This is a genomic window from Nakamurella leprariae (genome assembly GCF_016918035.1).
GTDB lineage: Bacteria > Actinomycetota > Actinomycetes > Mycobacteriales > Nakamurellaceae > Nakamurella > Nakamurella leprariae.
In genome coordinates, this window is record NZ_JAERWK010000026.1 from 1 (window position 1) to 19,260 (window position 19,260).

The 19,260-nt window shown below is 72.7% G+C and carries 12 protein-coding genes, 1 tRNA gene and 1 pseudogene; 10 read left to right on the forward strand and 4 right to left on the reverse strand.

Features of this window, described 5'->3' with window-relative positions; genetic code table 11:
• The 10 genes and pseudogenes from JL106_RS18795 to JL106_RS18840 all read left to right on the forward strand — a co-directional run.
• Window positions 1–422, forward strand: a pseudogene (locus JL106_RS18795) (hypothetical protein); the annotation flags it as partial.
• Between the two features lie 146 nt (window positions 423–568).
• Window positions 569–2,293, forward strand: coding sequence for a dihydroxyacetone kinase family protein (locus JL106_RS18800; protein ID WP_205262310.1), 1,725 nt, complete (start codon window positions 569–571; stop codon window positions 2,291–2,293).
• A 446-nt stretch (window positions 2,294–2,739) separates the two neighbouring features.
• Window positions 2,740–2,886 carry a nitroreductase/quinone reductase family protein gene (locus JL106_RS18805; RefSeq protein ID WP_205262311.1) on the forward strand — a complete coding sequence of 49 codons (147 nt, stop codon included), beginning with the start codon at window positions 2,740–2,742 and terminating at the stop codon, window positions 2,884–2,886.
• Between the two features lie 45 nt (window positions 2,887–2,931).
• Window positions 2,932–3,023, forward strand: a tRNA-Sec gene (locus JL106_RS18810).
• Window positions 3,007–4,029, forward strand: coding sequence for a selenide, water dikinase SelD (gene selD, locus JL106_RS18815; RefSeq protein WP_205262403.1), 1,023 nt, complete (start codon window positions 3,007–3,009; stop codon window positions 4,027–4,029). The genes JL106_RS18810 and selD overlap by 17 nt, the downstream gene beginning before the upstream one ends.
• On the forward strand, window positions 4,016–5,350 hold the full coding sequence (gene selA, locus JL106_RS18820) for an L-seryl-tRNA(Sec) selenium transferase (RefSeq protein ID WP_205262312.1): 1,335 nt from the start codon (window positions 4,016–4,018) through the stop codon (window positions 5,348–5,350). Before selD ends, selA begins: the two co-directional genes overlap by 14 nt.
• On the forward strand, window positions 5,341–7,107 hold the full coding sequence (selB, locus tag JL106_RS18825) for a selenocysteine-specific translation elongation factor (protein ID WP_328842588.1): 1,767 nt from the start codon (window positions 5,341–5,343) through the stop codon (window positions 7,105–7,107). The genes selA and selB overlap by 10 nt, the downstream gene beginning before the upstream one ends.
• Before the next feature lie 175 nt (window positions 7,108–7,282).
• Window positions 7,283–7,471: a CsbD family protein gene (locus JL106_RS18830; RefSeq protein WP_205262313.1), complete on the forward strand. Its 189-nt coding sequence runs from the start codon at window positions 7,283–7,285 to the stop codon at window positions 7,469–7,471.
• Between the two features lie 653 nt (window positions 7,472–8,124).
• A complete protein-coding gene (locus JL106_RS18835) occupies window positions 8,125–11,175 on the forward strand; it encodes a DUF7507 domain-containing protein (RefSeq protein ID WP_205262314.1) in 3,051 nt (1,016 codons plus the stop codon).
• Window positions 11,176–11,437: 262 nt separating this feature from the next.
• Window positions 11,438–14,482 (forward strand): DUF7507 domain-containing protein, encoded by a 3,045-nt coding sequence (locus tag JL106_RS18840; protein ID WP_205262315.1) that lies wholly within the window; start codon window positions 11,438–11,440, stop codon window positions 14,480–14,482.
• Here JL106_RS18840 and JL106_RS18845 read toward each other — a convergent pair.
• From JL106_RS18845 to JL106_RS18860, 4 genes are all read right to left on the reverse strand, one after another.
• Complete coding sequence (locus tag JL106_RS18845; protein ID WP_205262316.1) at window positions 14,473–14,895, reverse strand: RDD family protein; 423 nt, start codon at window positions 14,893–14,895, stop codon at window positions 14,473–14,475. The two genes, JL106_RS18840 and JL106_RS18845, sit on opposite strands and share 10 nt — an antisense overlap.
• A 68-nt stretch (window positions 14,896–14,963) precedes the next feature.
• Window positions 14,964–15,824, reverse strand: a complete 861-nt coding sequence (locus tag JL106_RS18850) for a hypothetical protein (RefSeq protein WP_205262317.1) — start codon at window positions 15,822–15,824, stop codon at window positions 14,964–14,966.
• A 508-nt stretch (window positions 15,825–16,332) separates the two neighbouring features.
• Window positions 16,333–17,547 (reverse strand): 4-hydroxybenzoate 3-monooxygenase, encoded by a 1,215-nt coding sequence (locus tag JL106_RS18855; protein WP_236008008.1) that lies wholly within the window; start codon window positions 17,545–17,547, stop codon window positions 16,333–16,335.
• Between the two features lie 32 nt (window positions 17,548–17,579).
• Window positions 17,580–19,049 carry a lipopolysaccharide biosynthesis protein gene (locus tag JL106_RS18860; RefSeq protein WP_205262319.1) on the reverse strand — a complete coding sequence of 490 codons (1,470 nt, stop codon included), beginning with the start codon at window positions 19,047–19,049 and terminating at the stop codon, window positions 17,580–17,582.
• Window positions 19,050–19,260 lie beyond the last annotated feature (211 nt).

Here is a 19,260-nt window from a genome sequence, read left to right on the forward strand (position 1 = left end):
TCCGCCGCCTGTCCGAGCTGGCCCGCTACCGCGACGAGCTCACGGTGGTCGGCATCGGCGGGCGGTACGACGTGTCGCACGACTCGTTCCTGGGTGTCCAGGCGATCGAGCAGGTGGCCGGTATCCATGTCGACGCGGTGTTCATGTCCACCGCGGCCGTGTCCGGCACCGACCTGTACCACCAGGAGGAGCAGGTGGTGATGCTCAAGCGCCAGATGCTGGCCTCCGCCACCAAGCGCTACCTGCTGGTCGACCACCACAAGCTCAACCGTCGGGCGATGCTGAAGATCGCCCCGGTCAGCGAGTTCGACCTGATCATCACCGACAGCGGCGCCCATCCCGACCTGCTCGCCACGTGGCGGTCCAACGGCACCGCCTTCGAGGTGGTCGCGGTCGATCCCGCGGTCGACCGGTCCGACTGACCGGAGAGCCGGAACCCGGCCGACGCCGTACCGTCGGGCTCGACCTGAAGTCCCGCACCGTCGCCGCAGTCAGATCGCCAGACGTTGGCCCCGCCAACACCGTTCGTCACCACAGCCCGGCAGGGCCCGTTCGAAGGCATCGACCCATGACCCACGTGTACAACGATCCGGCTGCGTTCAAGGACGACATCCTCCGTGGGTTCGCCGCTGCGTATCCGCAGTACGTGGACCGGGTCGAGGGTGCGTCGGGCTTCCAGCGCGCGGGTGGGCCGCTGGAGGGCAAGGTCAGTCTGGTCATCGGGGGCGGTTCCGGGCACTACCCGTCGTACTCCGGGGTGACCGGCGTCGGCTTCGCAGACGCCGGCGTGCTGGGCGACCTGTTCGCCTCCCCGTCGGCCGAGCAGGTCTACCGGGTGGCCAAGGCGGCGCACGGCGGTGCGGGCGTGGTGCTCTCGTTCGGCAACTACGCCGGTGACCGCCTGAACTTCGCGGTGGCCCAGGAACGGTTGCAGGCCGAGGGCATCGACACCCGGATCGTCTACGTGACCGACGACATCGCGTCGGCGTCGGCCGACGAGCGGGGCAAGCGCCGTGGCATCGCCGGCACCTTCACCGTCTACAAGATGGGTGGCGCGGCGGCCGAGGACAGCGCCTCGCTCGACGAGGTCGAGCGCATCATGCACAAGGCCAATGACGCCACCTGTTCCTTCGGCGTGGCGTTCGCCGGCTGCACCATGCCCGGCGCGGACGAACCGTTGTTCGTGGTGCCGGACGGGCAGATCGAGTTCGGCCTGGGCATCCACGGCGAGCCGGGCATCTCGTCCTCGCCGACCATGTCGGCCGACGACCTGGCCGCGCAGCTGGTGGAGCGGGTGCTGGCCGAACGTCCGGCGGACGCCGACGGCCGTGCCGCCGTGCTGCTGAACGGCCTGGGCGCCACCAAGTACGAGGAACTGTTCGTGCTGTTCGGCCGGGTGGCGCAGCTGCTGGCCGATGCAGGCGTGACCATGGTGATGCCCGAGGTCGGTGAGCTGGTCACCAGTCTGGACATGGCCGGCTGCTCGCTCACCGTGACCTGGCTGGACGACGAGCTGGAGCGGTACTGGGTGGCGCCGGCCGACACCCCCGCCTTCCGTCGCGGCACCGCCGCCGGCAGCAGCAAGTTCACCACCCGGCGGACGGTGGCGGCCGACGAGCGGACCGCGGCGCAGGAGCAGGCCAGCCCGGAGTCGGTGGCCGCCGCGCAGGTGGCCCGGGACGCCGTGGTCGCGTTGAACCGGGTGGTCGAGGAGCACAAGGAGCGGCTCGGCCGGATCGACGCCATCGCCGGCGACGGCGACCACGGCATCGGCATGTCCCGCGGGTCCACCGCCGCGGCCGCCGCGGCGACCGAGACGCAGGGCGGGGTGCAGACCGTGCTGGCCGCGGCCGGAGCCGCGTTCGGCGACAAGGCCGGCGGCACCAGCGGCATCCTCTGGGGCATGCTGCTGGCCGGCGTGGGCACGGCGCTGGGCAACACCGAGGCGGTGACGCCGCAGCGAGTGGCCGCCGCTGTGCAGCAGTCGGCCACCGACCTGCAGGCGTTCAGCAAGGCCGAGCTGGGCGACAAGACCATGCTGGACGCGCTCTTCCCGTTCGTCGACGAGCTGGTGGCCGAGGTCGGCAAGGGACGGTCGCTGGCGCAGGCGTGGGCGACCGCGGCCGCCGCGTCGGTGGCCGCCGGTGAGGCGACCGCATCGCTCGTGCCCAAGATCGGCCGGGCCCGGCCGCTGGCCGAGCGGTCGGTCGGCACGCCGGACCCGGGCGCCATCTCGATGGGCCTCATCGTCACCGCGGTCGGCGAGGTGCTGGCCACGGCCGACTGCGGCTGAGGCAGGACCCGACTCAGGCGGCAGCACCGACCGGGCCGGCCGGTCGGCGCGGTCGTGCTCGACCGGTCCGTCTTGTCCGAGCTGGGGCGAGCCGGGGCGGGAGTCCGCGCCGATCGTCGTGATCCGCGCCGGATGCTCGAGTTCGCGCCGCCTGATGACGGCGTGTTCCCGGTTCTCGGGCGCGGGAGTGCCGCAGTACAGCGGTCGGAGGATGGAGCCGGTGTTCCGTCGTCGGGCCTGACCGGTCCCTCCGCTCTGCTGCGCGCGATGGTGCGCGGAGCCGCCGAGCTTCAGGCCGCTGGGCATCTTGCTGCCGATGGCAAAGGGCGCGCTGACGCCGCCGACCTCGTCGGGGACTTGCTGAGCCTGCTCCGGCGTTGAGGCGCGGTGCTCAGCCCTTCATCGCCCCGAGAAGACGTCCTGCACGAAGTATCGCTGGAGGAGAGGTGCGGGTCGGACGGACCGAGTCGGCCGCCACCGCGCACACGGCGACCGGCGACGAGCGGGACCGGCTGTGGCAGATGATCATCGCGGCCGCCCCGGTGATGAGCGACGACCAGCGGCGCACCACTCGCCGGCTGCCGGTCGTGTGATCACGCCGGCCGGCTGACCGCCGGACCGGCGATACAGTCGCCCACGGAGGCGTCTGTGTCCTGGTGGGCACCGCGGTCTTCAACACCGTCGTGGCCTGGTATCCAGGTCAGGTGGGTTCGATTCCTGTCCGCCTCCGCGACGCGCAGCTCCCGTCCGTGCGCCTGACGCAGTTCGCGCACGGCGGGGGCTGTGCGTGCAAGATCCCGCCCGGAGAGCTCGAGGCGGTGGTGGCCGGCTTCGCTGGTGGCCTGCCGATCGAGGCGCCCGAACTGTTGGTGGGCCTGGACTTCGGCGACGACGCCGCCGCGGTCCGGCTCGACGGCGACACCGCCGTCATCGCCACCACCGACTTCTTCACCCCGGTCGTCGACGACGCCTACGACTTCGGCCGGATCGCCGCCACCAACGCGCTGTCGGACATCTACGCGATGGGCGGGACGCCGCTGGTGGCTCTCAATCTGCTCGGCTGGCCGCGGGACGTGCTGCCGCTCGAACTCGCCGGCGAGGTGCTCCGCGGTGGTGCCGACATCACCCGCGAGGCGAACTGCCACCTGGGGGGCGGGCACAGCATCGACGACCCCGAACCCAAGTACGGGCTCGCGGTGACCGGTGTCGCCGACCCGGAGCGCCTGCTCCGGCTCGAGGCCGGCGCGGCCGGCGTCCCCATCTCGCTGACCAAGCCACTGGGCGTCGGGGTCCTCAACAACCGGCACAAGAGCACCGGCGAGGTGTTCCCCCAGGCCATCGCCACGATGACCACGCTGAACCGGGACGCCTCGCGGGCCGCGCTGGCCGCCGGCATCCGGTGTGCCACCGATGTCACCGGGTTCGGGCTGCTGGGACACCTGTTCAAGTTGGCCCGGGCCAGCGGCGTCACCGCCCGGCTCGACCCGGCGGCGGTGCCGTTCCTGGACGGGGCACGGCAGGCCGCCCGGGACGGCTTCGTCAGCGGCGGCACCCGCCGCAACCTGGACTGGGTCGCCCCACACACCGAGTTCGGCGCCGGTGTGGACGAGCTCGACCGGCTGCTGCTGGCCGACGCGCAGACCTCCGGCGGCCTGCTGGTGGCCGGCGAGATCCCCGGCGCCCCGGTGATCGGGGAGCTGGTCCCCCGGACGGAGCACGTGCTTGTCGTCGGGTGAGGACGGCGATCCGCGGCGTCGGGTGCCGCGCACCGACACCCTGCTCGCCGACACCCTGCTCGCCGCGGCCCGCGACCGGCTGGGGGATCGGGTGGTCAAGCGGGCCGTGCAGATCGCGCAGGACCGGGTGCGGCGCGGCGAGTTGCCGGTCGGCCGGCTGCTCGACACGGTGCTGGACAGCCTGCCGGATGCGCCCACCTCGCTGCGACGCGTCATCAACGCGACCGGCGTGGTGCTGCACACCAACCTGGGCCGGGCGCCGCTGTCCGAAGCGGCCGTCGCCGCGGTGAACACGGCCGCCGGGTACGTGGACGTCGAGTTCGACCTCACCACCGGGACCCGAGCCCGTCGCGGTCGCGGCGCGCTGGCCGCCCTGCTGACGGCGGTCCCCGATGCGCAGGACGCCCTGGTCGTGAACAACGGGGCGGCCGCGCTGGTGCTGGCCGCGACCACGCTCGCCCCCGGCCGCGAGATCGTGATCAGTCGTGGCGAGTTGGTGGAGATCGGCGACGGCTTCCGGATCCCGGAGCTGCTGCAGAGCACCGGCGCCCGGCTCCGGGAGGTGGGCACCACCAACCGCACCCACCTGGCCGATTACGCCGCCGCCGTGTCCGACCGGACGGGGTTCATCCTCAAGGTGCACCCGTCCAACTTCTCGATGCACGGGTTCACCGCCTCGGTGCCGGTGGACCAGCTGGCCACCCTCGGCGTCCCGGTGGTGGCCGACATCGGGTCGGGGCTGCTGGCCGCCGATCCGCTGCTGCCCGGGGAGCCGGACGCGGCGTCGTGGTTGCGGGCCGGCGCCGGCCTGGTCACGGCCAGCGGCGACAAGCTGCTGGGCGGTCCGCAGGCCGGGCTGGTGCTGGGCACCTCCGAGCTGGTCGGACGACTGCGACGGTCGCCCATCCACCGGGCGCTGCGGGTCGACAAGCTGACGCTGGCCGCCTTGGAGGCCACGCTGACCGGGCCGCCGACGCCGACCCGCGCGGCGCTGCGGGCCGATCCGACGGTGCTGCGCGGGCGCGCGGAGCACCTGGCGCGGTCCCTGCAGGACGCCGGCGTGCCGGCCGCGGTCGTGCCCAGTGACGGCCTGGTCGGGGCGGGTGGCGCGCCCGACCTGCGGCTGCCCGGCTGGGCGGTGGCGCTGCCCGAGGATCACGCCGCCGCGCTGCGCACCGGCCGACCGGCGGTGGCCGCCCGGGTCGAGGGCGGCCACTGTCTGCTCGATCTGCGCTGCGTCCCGACCGTCGACGACCGGGCGCTGCTGGGCGCCGTCCTGGCCGCCGCCGGCCGGATCGACGGGACCCCGCCGTGCACGTGATCGCCACGGCGGGCCACGTCGACCACGGCAAGTCCACGCTGGTGCGGGCGCTGACCGGGATGGAACCCGACCGGCTCTCCGAGGAGCAGCGGCGCGGGATGACGATCGACCTGGGGTACGCCTGGACGACGCTGCCCGGCGGCGACACGGTCGCGTTCGTCGATGTCCCCGGCCACCAGCGCTTCGTCACCACCATGCTGGCCGGGGTCGGCCCGGTGCCGGCCGTGCTGTTCGTGGTGGCCTCCGACGAAGGCTGGAACGTGCAGAGCACCGAGCACCTGGACGCGCTCGACGCACTGCAGGTCAGCCGGGGGGTGCTCGCGCTGACCCGAGCCGACCTGGGCGACGTCGAGCTGGCCGAGGCCGAGGCCCGCGACCACCTGGCCGGGACCGCGCTCGCGGACATGGAGGCGGTCGGCGTCAGTGCCGTCACCGGCGCCGGGGTCGACGACCTGCGGTTCGCGCTCGACCGGTTGGTCACCCGGCTGCCGGCCCGGGTGGACGGTCGGGTCCGGCTGTGGGTCGACCGGGTGTTCAGTGTCCGTGGCGCCGGCACCGTCGTCACCGGCACCCTCACCGCGGGCACCATCACCGTCGGTGACGAGCTGCAGGTCCACCCGTCGGGTGCACGGGTGCGGGTCCGGGGCATCGAGTCCCTGAAGCGGACGGTCGATCGGGTGCACGGGGTCGCGCGGGTCGCCCTGAACCTGCGCGGGGTGAGCGCCGAGGCGCTGCACCGCGGCGACGCGCTGGCGGCGCCCGGCGGCTGGGCGGACGTCGACGTGCTGGACGTGCGGCTCAGCCGGGCCGCGCGGCCCCCGACCGAGCTGGTGTTCCACCTGGGCTCGGCCGCGGTGCCGGCGCACGTCCGGCCGTTGGGGGAGGACACCGCCCGGCTGACGCTGGCCCGGCCGCTGCCGACGGCCATCGGGGAACGCGGGGTGCTGCGCGACCCGGGGGCCCAGCAGGTGGTGGCCGCGGCGACGGTGCTCGACCCGATGCCGCCGCCGCTCACCCGGCGCGGCGCCGCCCGACGGCGGGCCGACGAGCTGGCCGGGGTCGGTCCGGTCCCGGACGCGTCCGGCGAGGTGGCTCGGCGCGGCGCGGTACGGCGGGAAGACCTGGTGCGGGCGGGGGTCCGGATGTCCGGCGCGCCGCCTGGCGCGGTGGCGGTGGCCGGCTGGCTGATCGACGACGGCCGCTGGCAGCAGTGGCGCGAACGGCTGGGACCGGCCGCGGACGCCTGGGCGGCCGCGCACCCGATGCTGCCGGCCCTGCCCCGACGGACGGCCGTCGATGCCCTGGCCCTGCCCGATCCCGCCCTGCTGGAGCCGCTGGTCGGGCAGACGGACCTGGTCCTGGACGCGTCCGGGGTGGCCCGGCCCGGTCAGCGGGCCAGCCTGCCTGAGGCGCTGGAGCGGGCGCTGGCGCAGGTGCTGGTCCGGCTCGCCGCCGATCCGTTCGCCGCGCCCGAGGCACCCGACCTCGCCGCCGTCGGCCTGGACGACCGTGCGCTGGCCGTGGCGGTCCGGCAGTGTCGGCTGGTCGAGCTCGCGCCCGGCGTCCTGCTGCGCCCCGAGGCCCTGGACGAGGCCGTGCGCCGGCTGACAGGGCTGCCGCAACCGTTCGCGATGACCGACGCCCGGCAGGTGCTGCGCACCACCCGCAGGGTCGCCGTGCCGCTGCTCGAACACCTGGACCGGTCCGGGCGGACGGTCCGGGTGGACAGTCGGTTGCGACGTGTGGCCGAATCGTGATCTCGCCGTGACCGCACGCGGGCACACATGTTGAACACCTGTGAGCGGCGTTGAAATCGTCTGCCTCGCCGCGCTCCTCGCGGTGATCGGCGTTACGGTCGTTCACGTTCGGTGTCATCGACACGTCGGGGTCCGTCGCTGAGACGGGCTGGCGACCCGAGAGAGGGGAACGGACATGAGCATGGGCGACAAGATCAAGAACGCGGCCGAGGACGCCATGGGCAAGGTCAAGGAGGCAGCCGGTCGGGTCACCGACGACGAGGAGCTGCAGGCCCGCGGGCAGGCCGACCAGGCGTCCGCGTCGACCAAGCAGGCCGGCGAGAACGTCAAGGACGCCGCCAAGAACGTCTTCAAGAACCCCTGATCCCTGCGGGTCCGTACCGGGCCCGATCCGCGCAGCCGGGGCGATGGTCACCATCGCCCCGGCTGTTCCGCGTCCGGAGCCAGATCCCACCGCCCAGACACGGCGGCCACCACCGCACCGGTTGGCCGTGGCCACCGGATCCGACTGGTGCTGGCCCACGACGACCGTGGTCAGGGCGGGACGACCGTGCTCGGCCTCACACACACACCCCGGTCGGTGGGACGAGCCACACGGTGGTGGCGTCGTCGTCCCGGCTGCTGCTGCCGATCGTCACGACGTCGGACTGACGGCGCCGCCGACGGGCGAGTCGGTCACCCGTCCGGGAGCCCGGTGGTGGTCCGCGCCGTTCCGCCGAACGGGACGATCGCGTGGTCGGCCGCTGAGCATGATCGACGCGGGTGGGCACCCCGTGTAGTTTGCAAGATCATCAGATCGAAACCAGGGACCCCGCAGCGCATCCCGTCCGAAGTGGACGGATGAGCCTGCGGGGTCCTGGTGTGTTCCGCCGGGGGGCGGAGGGGGGACGGCACTGCCGCATGCGCAGTTCGGGGGAGAGGCGGACCGCCGGCGGTCTGCGACGGTTGGCCGGGCGGATGCGTCGGCCGGGGCGGGCAGCCCGGGTGGGGATGACGGCGGCGGTCGCCGGTGCGTTGGTGATCCATCCGATCCAGACGCCGGTCAGCTCGGCGGACACCACGGACGGGACGCCGCTGGCCGCGACCTGGACCGACTCGCTGGCGTCGTCGACGAACGTGCTGAGCAAGGTCTTCAACTGGTCCAGCACCAGCCTCGTCGGTGCGCCCGGGATCGAACTGGCCCTGACACTGGCCGGTCCGATCCTGACCAGCATCCTGGGGGATGAGGGACCCGACCTGCAGGACGTGCTGGATGAGCTCGACGACCTCCAGGACGACCTGCAGCAGATGCAGCAGGAACTGTCCACGATCAGCACCCAGATCCTCCAGGACGGCGTCGACACGGAGGTCGGTGACTGCGATCTCCAGATCAGTGAACTGGAGTCGTACCGTTCGACGATCGACGAGGCGAACGAGGACTACCTGGCCTGGATCACCGCGTTGCAGGACGTCCGGACGTCAGGGACGGCTGATGCCAAGAACGCCAGGGACCAGTTCATCAACTCGGTGATCGGTACCGATCTGCTGGTCTTCGACACCGAGCTGGCCAACGCCATCGACACCATCCACACCTCACTGACCAGTCAGGCCGGAATCATCCAGACCTGTGGCCAGGCGTCGATGACGACCTGGAAGGCGGACAACCTGCCACCGGCGACGGTCGGTGCAGACTCATCCGGTGCGTGGGTGGATGACCGCGAGTACTACGACGGTGTCACCCAGGTGGTCCAGTTCTGGCAGATCGCGGAGAGCCACGCGCTCTTCCTGCTGCAGCAGGCGGTGCTGATGAAGCTGGGCAGCGAGTGGCCCCGGCACACCGACGAACTGACCCGCGAGGACAGTCAACAGATCTGCTCGCTGGCCGTGACGGCAGTGCCCCATCTGCACTCCCTGTGCACTTCGATGCAGTCCTACGGGTCGACGACGGCGTACGGCTACTTGACGGCGGAGTGGGCTGCGGCGGGCGTTCCGTACACCGACGACGACGTCATCCTGTCGATCGGCTCGTCGACGACCAGCGGCGTGCCCGGTTCGGTGCCCTTCACGGCTTGGGTCCGTGACCCCGGCTCGTCCGGCATTCCGTGGGCCACCACGCCACAGTCATGGGCGACCACGCAGACCGCGGCCACGTTCGACGGGATCGACAACTGGCTGCCGGCGGGGAGCGTCCAGTGGGAGGGGCTGAACAGCGGATACCTGGCGACCCACACCTCGGTCGCGCCGGCCGAGTATCCGGCACGCGGTGCGTGGTACACCGGGAGCGGAGGATCGAGCGACATCTACGCCGGATCGAACCTCCCCGAGTACCGGCAGTTCGACCTGTTGACCACCATGCAGTCCGTCACGACGACCGACGGCGCGGCGTTCACCACGGCTGGCGTGGACCAGGTCTGGATGCCGAACGAGACGGCGTCCCAACCGCTGAACTCCTGGGACATCGCGGCCGGGACGTGCTGTGACAACACCAACCCCGGCTACGGGTTCCCGCCGACCTGGGTGACCGAGGGCACCGCGCTCGACGCGTCGACCCATGACGCGAACCCGTTCTACGGCGACACCGGCCTGACCGTCAAGTGCATGGTGCTCACCCCGGACGGCGTCCTGTGCGGCGACGCCACGGTCGCGTCCTGGTGGGTCGGCCAACTGCAGTCCAGCTTCTCGGTCGTCTCCTCCAACTTCTTCACCGGCAACTGGACCGCGTCCGGCTCGTTCTCGGTGACGCCGAGCAGCAGCACGGCCGGGGCGTTCGTGGCCTCGGGGCTCAACGCGGGATGCTCGCCCGGCCCGTGCGGTGTCGGCCTCAACACGATGACGAGCCTGCCGGGTTGGATCGTCGACTTCACGTCCGTCGACCAGGTCGCGTTCGACGCACCCGATTCCCCGGCTGCGGTGTGGCCGGCCTCCTCGGTGCCGACCGATCCGTCCTGCCTGTCGAACTGGGGGATGCCGACGCGGTGCGGCCCGGCCATGCAGGCATGGCTGGCTGCCAACGTCCCGAACCCGAACGTCACGGGACCGGTCGCCAGCACCGGGCCGACGATCACCGACAGCCCTGCGGGCCTCGTGTGTGGGGCACCGACCTGGGCCGCTCCCACCGACGCGGGCGGAGCCGCGCTGGTCACCGGGCCCACCGTCACATGGACCGCGACCGGCCCCGACGGGACGACGAGTTCGGCCACGTCGACGGGGACCACGCCGCTCCCGGTCAGTCAGCTGGTGACTGCCGCCATGGATGCCCCGAGCGCACTGAAGGTCGCGTGTTCGTGGACGGCGTGGTTCGCCGACGCCGCGGCCAACGTCACGCACACCACCTCGGAGTCCACCCCGGTCGCCCTGGTGAGCGGTGCCTGGGTGGTCGAGCATGCCGCGGTGGACGTCACGCTCGACGCCGCGCACCTCGAGGACGGTCGGCGGGCGACCGCGAAGCTCACCGTGACCAACACCGGCAACGTGCCGCTCCACGACGTGCAGGTCAGCCACCAACCGGGGACCGTCGGGTCGCCGGCCATGTCCTGGCCGGGCCGGACCGGGGCGCTGCAGCCCGGCGAGACCGCCACCGGGACCGCGATCGTCGATCGCAGTGCGACCGCCGACCCGGGCGCGGCGGTGCCGGTCGGCAGCCGGGCGGGACGGTCGGGTGGGCTGCTGATGACCGCGGCCGGCATCACGGTGACCTCGACCGTCCAGGGCACAGCCCCGTCCGGCACCGTGGTGACCGACACCGACCGCCGGGACCTGCTCTTCGCGGATCCGACGGCCGATCCGACCAGCCCGACGGATGCGGCGCCCACGGTCACGGTGACCGTGACGCCGACCACCCCGGAGCAGCAGGAGGCCGGGTCGGGCGATGGCTTCCCGTGGAACAGTGACCGCAAGGCCGGGCCCGGTGGGTACCCCGGGGACGGTCCGGGGAACGCGGCGGCGCAGTCTCCCTCGGGCGCACCGCTGGCGTCCACCGGTGCGGCGATCACCCCCGTCCTGTGGGTGGGGGGCGTGCTGCTGCTGGCCGGCGTGACCGTGCTGGTGCTGTCCCGGAACCGTCTGCTGCGTCATCGATCCCAGCACTGACCTGCGGCGGTGGCCCCTCAGCTCGGGACGGCGCTGCGCCGCCGTCCCGAGCTGCAGTGGTCCACGGCGGGTCCGACGATGCTGTCTTCATGATCGTGTCGGGTGCCGTTCACCCGGCGGCTTGATCGGTCCCGCACAGTTGACCGGCCCGGATCCCGACCGCTCGGACGCCAGGATCGGGTGAGCGCGGGCTCGGATGCGGGCCGGCGCGGGGACGTCCGGGACGCTGATCCGCCGGGGGGCGGGGGGACGGGGCCGCTGCATGCCCAGCACACGCACGACGGAAGCGGGTCGACGCCCGCGGCTGCGCGGCCGGCTGGTCGTGGCCGCCGTCCTGGCGGCCGGTCTGGTCGTGGTTCCGGTGACGCCGCCGGCACACGCTGTGAGCCAGCCACTCTCGGCCCTGTGGCTCAACGGCCTCGGGACCACCATGCGAGTGGTGAACAAGGTCTTCAACTGGGAGACCAAGCTGGCCGGCGGTGCCGGAGTGGCCATCGCGCTGTCCCTGGCGGCACCGCTGGTGTCCTCGCTGTTCGGGGACAGCGGCCCCTCGACCCAGGACGTGCTGGACAAGCTCGACGACATCGAGGGCGACCTGGATGCCATGGAGCTGCAGCTCGATCAGGTCGAGCAACAGGTGCTGCAGGTCGATGTCGACACCCTGATGGGCACGTGCCAGATCCAGACGAACCGGCTGACCTCCATGCTGGCCCAGATCGACCGGGCCACCACGAACTATGCCGAGATCGTCAACGAGATGCGGTCGTTGGAACCAGGTGACGACCCGGGCGTGCTCAAGGTCTCCATCGCAGACTTCCTGCGGACCGTGGTCGGGGACGCCAAGGTGGCGACGAACGCGCCGCTCGCCGCGGTCATCGCCGACATCCATCAGGCGATGGTGACCTCCGGGGGCGGCGCCGGCGTCATCGAGACGTGCGGCAAGGCCTTCCTCCAGCAGTGGCGGTCGTCGACGACCACGTCGGGCCCCGCCGCCGGGAAGGCGGCCACCGACAGCGCCGGCTGGGTGGATGATCGGCAGTACTACGACCGATTGAGCGACCTGGTGCGGTTCTGGCAGACCGCGCAGGCTCACGCCCTGTTCCTGCTCGAACAGGCCGTGCTGATGCAGGTCGGCCAGGTCTGGATGCGGCAGCAGCAGCCGCTGACCGTGGACGACGCCGAGAGCATCTGCCGGCTCGCCGAGACCCGGCACGTCGCTGACGCGCAGTCGTTGTGCCGGACCACGTCCCGCTTCGCGACGACCGTGCACACGAACGTGCTCACCGAGTGGTCACAGGTGGGTGTGCCGTACTCCGACGACCAGGTGGTACTGTCGCTCGGCACGGACGTGACTGAGCTGCGCGGTCCCAAGAACGCAGTCATCCCGAGCACCGCGTGGGTGCGCGACCCCGCCGCGTCGTCCATCCCCTGGGCCACTACGCCCCAGTCCTGGTCGGCCCGGCCGACACCCGGCACCGTCGGTGACCTCACCGGCTGGCTGCCGGCGAACTCGGCGCAGTGGACCGGACTGTCCTCCGGCTACCTGGCCTCCCATCCGTCGGTGGCGCCGAGCAAGGTCGGGCCCCGGCAACGTTGGGCGATCGGCACCAGCACCTCGCCGGACGCGTTCACCAGCTCCCACGTGCCGGCGTTCCAGCCGCTGGACGTGCTGGCCACGATGGATCGGGTCACCCAGCCGTCGGCCCCGGTCGCCGGCGGCGCCCCGGCCTTCAACACCCGAGGCGTGCAACAGGTCTGGATCCCCAATGAGACGGCTACCAAGAACCTGAACTACCACTTCAACGGCGGTGGCCTGTCGTTCCCCCAGGGGACCTTCCTCCCCGGCAACACCAACATCTGGGGCAAGAAGTTCCTGCCCTACTACGCCGACAACGGGTTCACGGTCAGGTGCATGGTGCTCGCCGGGGACGGTGTGCTCTGCGATCCCGACACGGTCGGCTCCTGGTGGGTCGCGCAGCAGGAGACCGAGTACTGGGTGGTCTCGTCGAACTGGTTCACCGACAACGACACCGGCGCGGCGAAGTTCACGGTGTCGCCCACCAGCGGGGCGGTCGAGGGGCTGGTGGGGTACGGCCTCAACCACGGCTGCACCGGCGGCCGGTACTGCGGGGTCTCCCTCAACGGTCTCGGGTCGTACCCGGGGATCACCAGCGTGCCGTCCTGGATCGCCCCGCACACCTCGGTGTTCGGTGTCGTCACCACGCCACCGGACCGGGCGCACTCCGTCTGGCCCGCGCTGACGCTGCCCACCGGACCCGGCTGCACCACCGTATGGGGTGCACCCACCCGGTGCGGGGCCGCACTGCAGGCCTGGTTCGCGGCGACGATCCCGGACCCGGCGGTCAAGGGGCCGGTGGCAGCCACCGCGCCGGCGGTGGTGGCGACGCCGACGTCGACCGCGGCGGACGGCATCTCGTGCCGGCAGCCGCAGTGGGCGGCGTCCGCCGATCCGGCCGGTCGGGCGCTGGTGGTCGACCCGACCACGACCTGGACGGTGACGACGGCGACCGGCAGCGGCACCGTGCCGGGCGCGGCCACGACCACCCTGAGCGCCCTGGCCGCGTCCGGCGCCGGGCCCGGCACGACGACCTTCACCCTGACCTGCTCGGTCACGGCGTCCTTCGCCGGCGCGGCGGCGACCCGGACCCCGTCGGACTCGACGACCGTGCAGGCGGCGCTGGTCGACGGTCGGTGGGTGATCGAGACACCCGACCTGACTGTCGATCTCGTGGTCGACCGGACCGACCCGACCGTCCGCGAGGCCGCCGCCTCGATCGTGGTGATCAACACCGGGAACGTCCCGATCACGCAGCTGGACGTCCAGCACGACGTGCCCGGGGCCGTCGAGCTGACCCTGGACTGGCCCGGGCGACCGGGCGTGCTGGCCGCCGGCGAGCGGGTGACCGGATCCGGCAGTGTCGACGCCGACGCGGTGGCCGACGCGGCAGGTGCGGCCGGCCTGGTGGGCGGCCCGGGCCGGTCGGCGTCGGTGCACCTCGAACTGGCGTCGGTGAGCAGCACGGTGCACGGCCGCGCCCCGTCCGGCGATCCGGTGACGGCGTCGGACACCGAGACGGTGCTCATCCGGGTGCCGGACGCCTCGACCACACCCACCACTGCGGCCGGGCCGACCGCTGCGACCAGCCTGCCGAGCATCCCGGGCGATCCGGCCGACGCGGCCGGACCCGGTCCCGACGAGACGATGCCGAGCGCCCCGCAGTCGACGGCCGGCTCGCCGGACACCGCGGCACCGGTCCCAGCACTGAGGGACCGGACTCAGTCGTAGACCACCGACGTGCGCAGCAGCACGTCCTGCACCGACCGGTTGCGCCGGCTGATCAGCACCCAGAGCAGGCCGGGCAGGAACACCACGCACAGGGCCGCCCGCACCGCAGCGCGCCACGGGGACAGCCGTGCGCCGCGCCGGTCGGTGACCCGTAGCCCCAGCAACTGGGCGCCCTTGCTCCGCCCCGGTCCCGCCCACGCGGTCGCCCAGTACACGAACAACCCGAGGGCGAAGGCCGCCAGCACCCAGCCGTACGTGGGGGCCGTCGGGCGGAACGACGTCGGGGCGAGCAGGAACCGCAGCCCGACCCAGCCGGCGTACCCGAGCCCGACGGCCAGGACCACGAGCACGATGTCGACCAGGTTCGCCGCCCCGCGGGTCACGATGCCGGCGGGCCGGCCGTGCGCCAGCACCCGCGGGGACGGTGGATCGGGTGGTGGTGGTGGCACCCGCCACGGGAACGGGCCCGCCTCGGCGTGAGTCATCCCCGACCGCCCGGGGCGCCCTCGTGGCGTCCGGTGCGCCGCAGCAGCAGACGGTCGACGATCCGCTCCACGGCCCGGTCCGCGTCGACGCCCTGCGCCCGGACGCTGCTGACCATCTCGTCGGAGACCGCGGCCGTGGACGTCCGGATCAGCGCGGCCAGGTCGATCTCGTCGATGACGTACCGGGCCAGCTCGACGATCCCGGCGCGGGCGATGATCGGGTCCACGTCCAGCCGGGCGGCGGCCCGGTCGAGATCCACCCGGGCGACGATGGCGTCGAGGTCGAGGCGGTCGATGACGGCGTCGAGGTCCACCCGCGCGACGATGGCATCGAGGTCCAGGCGGTCGACGACCGCTCCGAGGTCGACCCGGTCGGTCACCCGGCGGACGTCGACTCTGTCCACCAGCGTGTCGAGGTCGAGCCCCGCGGCGATCGCGTCCACGTCCACCCGGTCCACGACCCGACCCACGTCCAGCCGGGCCGCCACCGCGTCGACGTCGAGCAAGCGGGCGATCCGGTCGACGTCGACGTACTCCTCGATGAGCGCGGCCACGTCGATGCGGGCCAGCACCGCGGCGATGACGCGGGAGAGCGCCGCGTCGACGAGCGGACCGAGGTGACGGCGACCGGCGTCACGGACGTCGGCGGTGGCGGCGTGCAGCCCGCGACCGAGGGCCGGTGGCGGCGCCGGGCGCGGCAGCGTCACCCGGGCGGCGCTGCGAGCGCTCTGCGCGAGGTCCCGGGCGATCCCCGCGGAGAGCGACACCGCCGCGCCGGTCGCCGCGAGCGTGCCCCCGACGGCACCTCCGACGGCATGCCCGAGGACAGTGGTCACCGACCGCGCAGTCCACCCCATGGGTCCTCCCGCCGATCACCGTCCGTCGTCGTCCGGGGGACTCCGACTCTACCGTCAGCGACGGATGCGGCCGGGCGTGACGGGAGTCGAGCGATGGTCGCCTGCACGGGGAACCGCTGGGCCGGACGGGTCCTCGGGTGCGTCGGATCGCCCCGTGCGGGACGCGGGATCACCGACCCCCGACGCCGGTGACCTCCCCGAGCCTGCCCGGTACGGGTGAGCGACGACACGGCCAGAAGTCCTCGGTGCCCGGGCCGTCCGTCCGGCACACTGGGACCGTCGTGCCCCGGAGGTCCAACAGGGGGTTCCCAGGACGCGACGGTGTACCGCATGAGAATGTTCCAGCAGTCCAGCAGGACCCGCTCTGAGACCCACGCTCGGCCCGTCGAACAGCCTGCGAGCCGAGCGTGATCGACATTCCCAGCACGTCAACACGGCCCGGGATGGTGGCGACACCGTCCCGGGCCGTTCGCTGTCCGGGGCGGGTGCGTGCGCCGACCCGCCTTCATCAGTCCCGGAACGACCAGTGCCGCGGGAACGGCAGCCCGAAGTACAGCTCGCCCAGGGCGGCGATCTGCGTGGGCGAGGCGACGACCTGCTCCAGCCGGGCTCGCTGCAGGCCGCGATCGAACTCGTCGCCCGGGAAGCGGTGCAGCATGGTGGTCATCTGCCAGGAGAACAACTCGGCCTGCCAGATCCGCGGCAGGCTGGTCCGCGTGTACTCGGCCAGGTGGTGGCTCCCGGCGCCCGCGTAGTACCCCCCCAGTGCGTGGGACAGCACCGAGACGTCCGACACGGCCAGGTTGAGTCCCTTCGCCCCGGTCGGCGGCACGATGTGTACCGCGTCCCCGGCCAGGAACATCCGCCCGTACTGCATGGGTGAGAACACGACGCTGCGCAGCGGGGCCAGTGTCCGGTCGATGACCTCACCGGTGGCCAGCGGCCCGACGTCGTCGGCGGCATGACGGCGGGTGAGCTCGGTCCAGATGCGCTCGTCGGGCCAGTCGTCGAGCACGGTGTCCGCCGGGACCTGCAGGTACTGCCGGGTCAGTTCGTGTCCGCGCATCGAGTGGACCGAGAGCCCGTCCTGGTGGGCGCTGTAGACGACCTCGGGCAGCGTCGGCCGGGTCCGGGCCAGGATCCCCAACCAGGCGAACGGATAGGAGCGCTGCGCTGCGGTGATCGTCCCGGGCGGGATCGCGACCCGGCTGACGCCGTGGAACCCGTCGCAGCCGGCGATGAAGTCGGCGGTCAGCCGGTGCTCGCCGTGCTCGTCGCGCCAGGTGACGACGGCCGGCCCGTGGCCGTCCAGCGACTCGAACCCGGTGGGGGTGACGGCCTCCGCCTCGAACACCAGCGGTCGTCCGGTGGCCCGGCGGTGCCGGATCAGGTCCTTGACCACCTCGGCCTGGCCGTAGTTCATCGCCTGCCGCCCGGTGGTGCCGGCGAAGTCCAGCTGGTGGGTCCGGCCGTCGAAGCGCAGGTGGATGCCGTGGTGCTCGACGCCCTCGACGGCCATCCGATCGGCCACCCCGGCCTCGCGCAGCACCTCGACCGTCGGCGACTCGAGCAGTCCGGCGCGCACGCGGCCCAGCACGTACGCCTCGGAGCGCTGCTCCAGGATCACCGAGTCGATGCCCTGTAGGTGCAGGAGCTGGGCCAGCAGCAGACCCGCGGGCCCTGCGCCGATGATGGCCACCTGGGTGGTGGCCACGGCCGGCATCACGGTCGAGCTCGGGACGGCACTGCTCACGGTCACGCTTCCTTCTGCGACGGCGGGACGGGACCCGGGGGGACGGGCTGCGATTGGGGGACGGGCTGCGCCGGGCCGCCCGGGCGGAGCCGGTGTCGGCCGCCGTGGTGGCCGGTGTGATGGCCGACATGGTGGCCGGAGAACGCCCCGGACTCGCGGACCCACCGCACCAGCGGCACCGCGACGATCATCGCCGCGGCCACCTCGGCGATCACGTAGCTGACGCCCACACCGGGCACGCCGAGACGGGGCACCAGCAGCAGGCAGCCGGTGATCTGGGCGATCGTCACCACGGTCTGCAGCACCACGGCGAGCCTGAGCTTGCGGTGGATGCGGGCCAGCGCCCCGTACAGCACCGGCACGGCGGTGAGCAGCAGTCCGGCCGCCATGATCCGGGTCAGATCACGGCCCTCCTGGCCGTAGTCCTTGCCCAGCCAGCCGAGCACGATCGGCGCCCCGACCAGCAGGAACAGCGCGCCGCCGCCGGCCACCGCGCCCATGAGCAGCACGAACCGGCGCAGCAGCGGGCCGAGCCGGGACGGGTCGGTGGAGGCCTCGGCGATGAACGGGCCGACCACCGTGCCGAGCAGCAGCAGCAGCGCACTGGACAGTGTCCAGGCCATGGTGAAGTAGCCGTTGGCCTCGGTGCCCAGGCTCTGCACCACGACGAGCGGGGTGACCAGCGCCGGCAGGCTGGCGATGACGGTGAGGCCGTAGGTGCTGCCGAAGAAGTGCCACAGCTCGCGGTTCGGCGGCAGGTCGGGATCCGCGGCGTACTCGGGGCGGCGCAGCCACCAGCCGAACACCCACACGAGCACCGCCACCGCCATCACCGCGGCCGGCACGATCCACGCGACCACGATGGAGAAGCCGGTGGCGGTCGCGCCGAGCGCGATGACCAGGCCGAGCTTGACCACCGCGTGCACGACGTTCTTGAGCGCGGCCCAGCGGGCCAGGTGCAGGCCGACCAGCAGGTTGTCGTGCAGCGCGAACGCCGACAGCGCCCCCACGAACAGCGGGAACGACCACCGTTCCAGCGGGGTGGTCAGGATGCGTTCCGACGGCCCGATGAGCACGAACCCGGCGGCCAGGACGAGCGCCAGCGCGAAGGCCAGTGCCGAACTCGCCGCGATCGCCGGACGCGCGCGCCGGCCCGCGACCGGCAGGAACCGCTCGTACATGCCGCCCAGGCTCAGGTTGGCCAGCGCGGCGAGCATGGTCGCGGTCGAGATCGCAGCCGAGCCGCGCCCGACCTCGGAGACCGTGTACGAGTGCGCGGCCGCGGCCCAGAAGACCAGGCCGAGCACCCCGTTGATCAGCGACGCTGCGGCCAGGGACAACGAGCTGACGGCGAAGTCGGGACGGGTGCGACCCGGCGGCCGGCTGGGCTCCCCGGGCGGCACGTCGGCGGTGGCGGCCGTCGACGACGGCGGGTCGGCCTCGGTCACATCGACCGTGTCGCGGTGGGACACCAGGACGTTCCTCCGGACGGGACGACGGCTGACGGGGGCTGGGGTGGCATGCGAACGCTCCGCGTGGACCGTGCGCGACACCGGCAGGCCGTCACTCACGATAACAACGAAGGGCACCCTCACCGACCCGTTCGGCCCAGTCCCGGTGATCGCGGGTGTGACGGTGGTTGCGCTCGGCATGAGATCACGGCCGTCGGAACTAAGGTGAGGA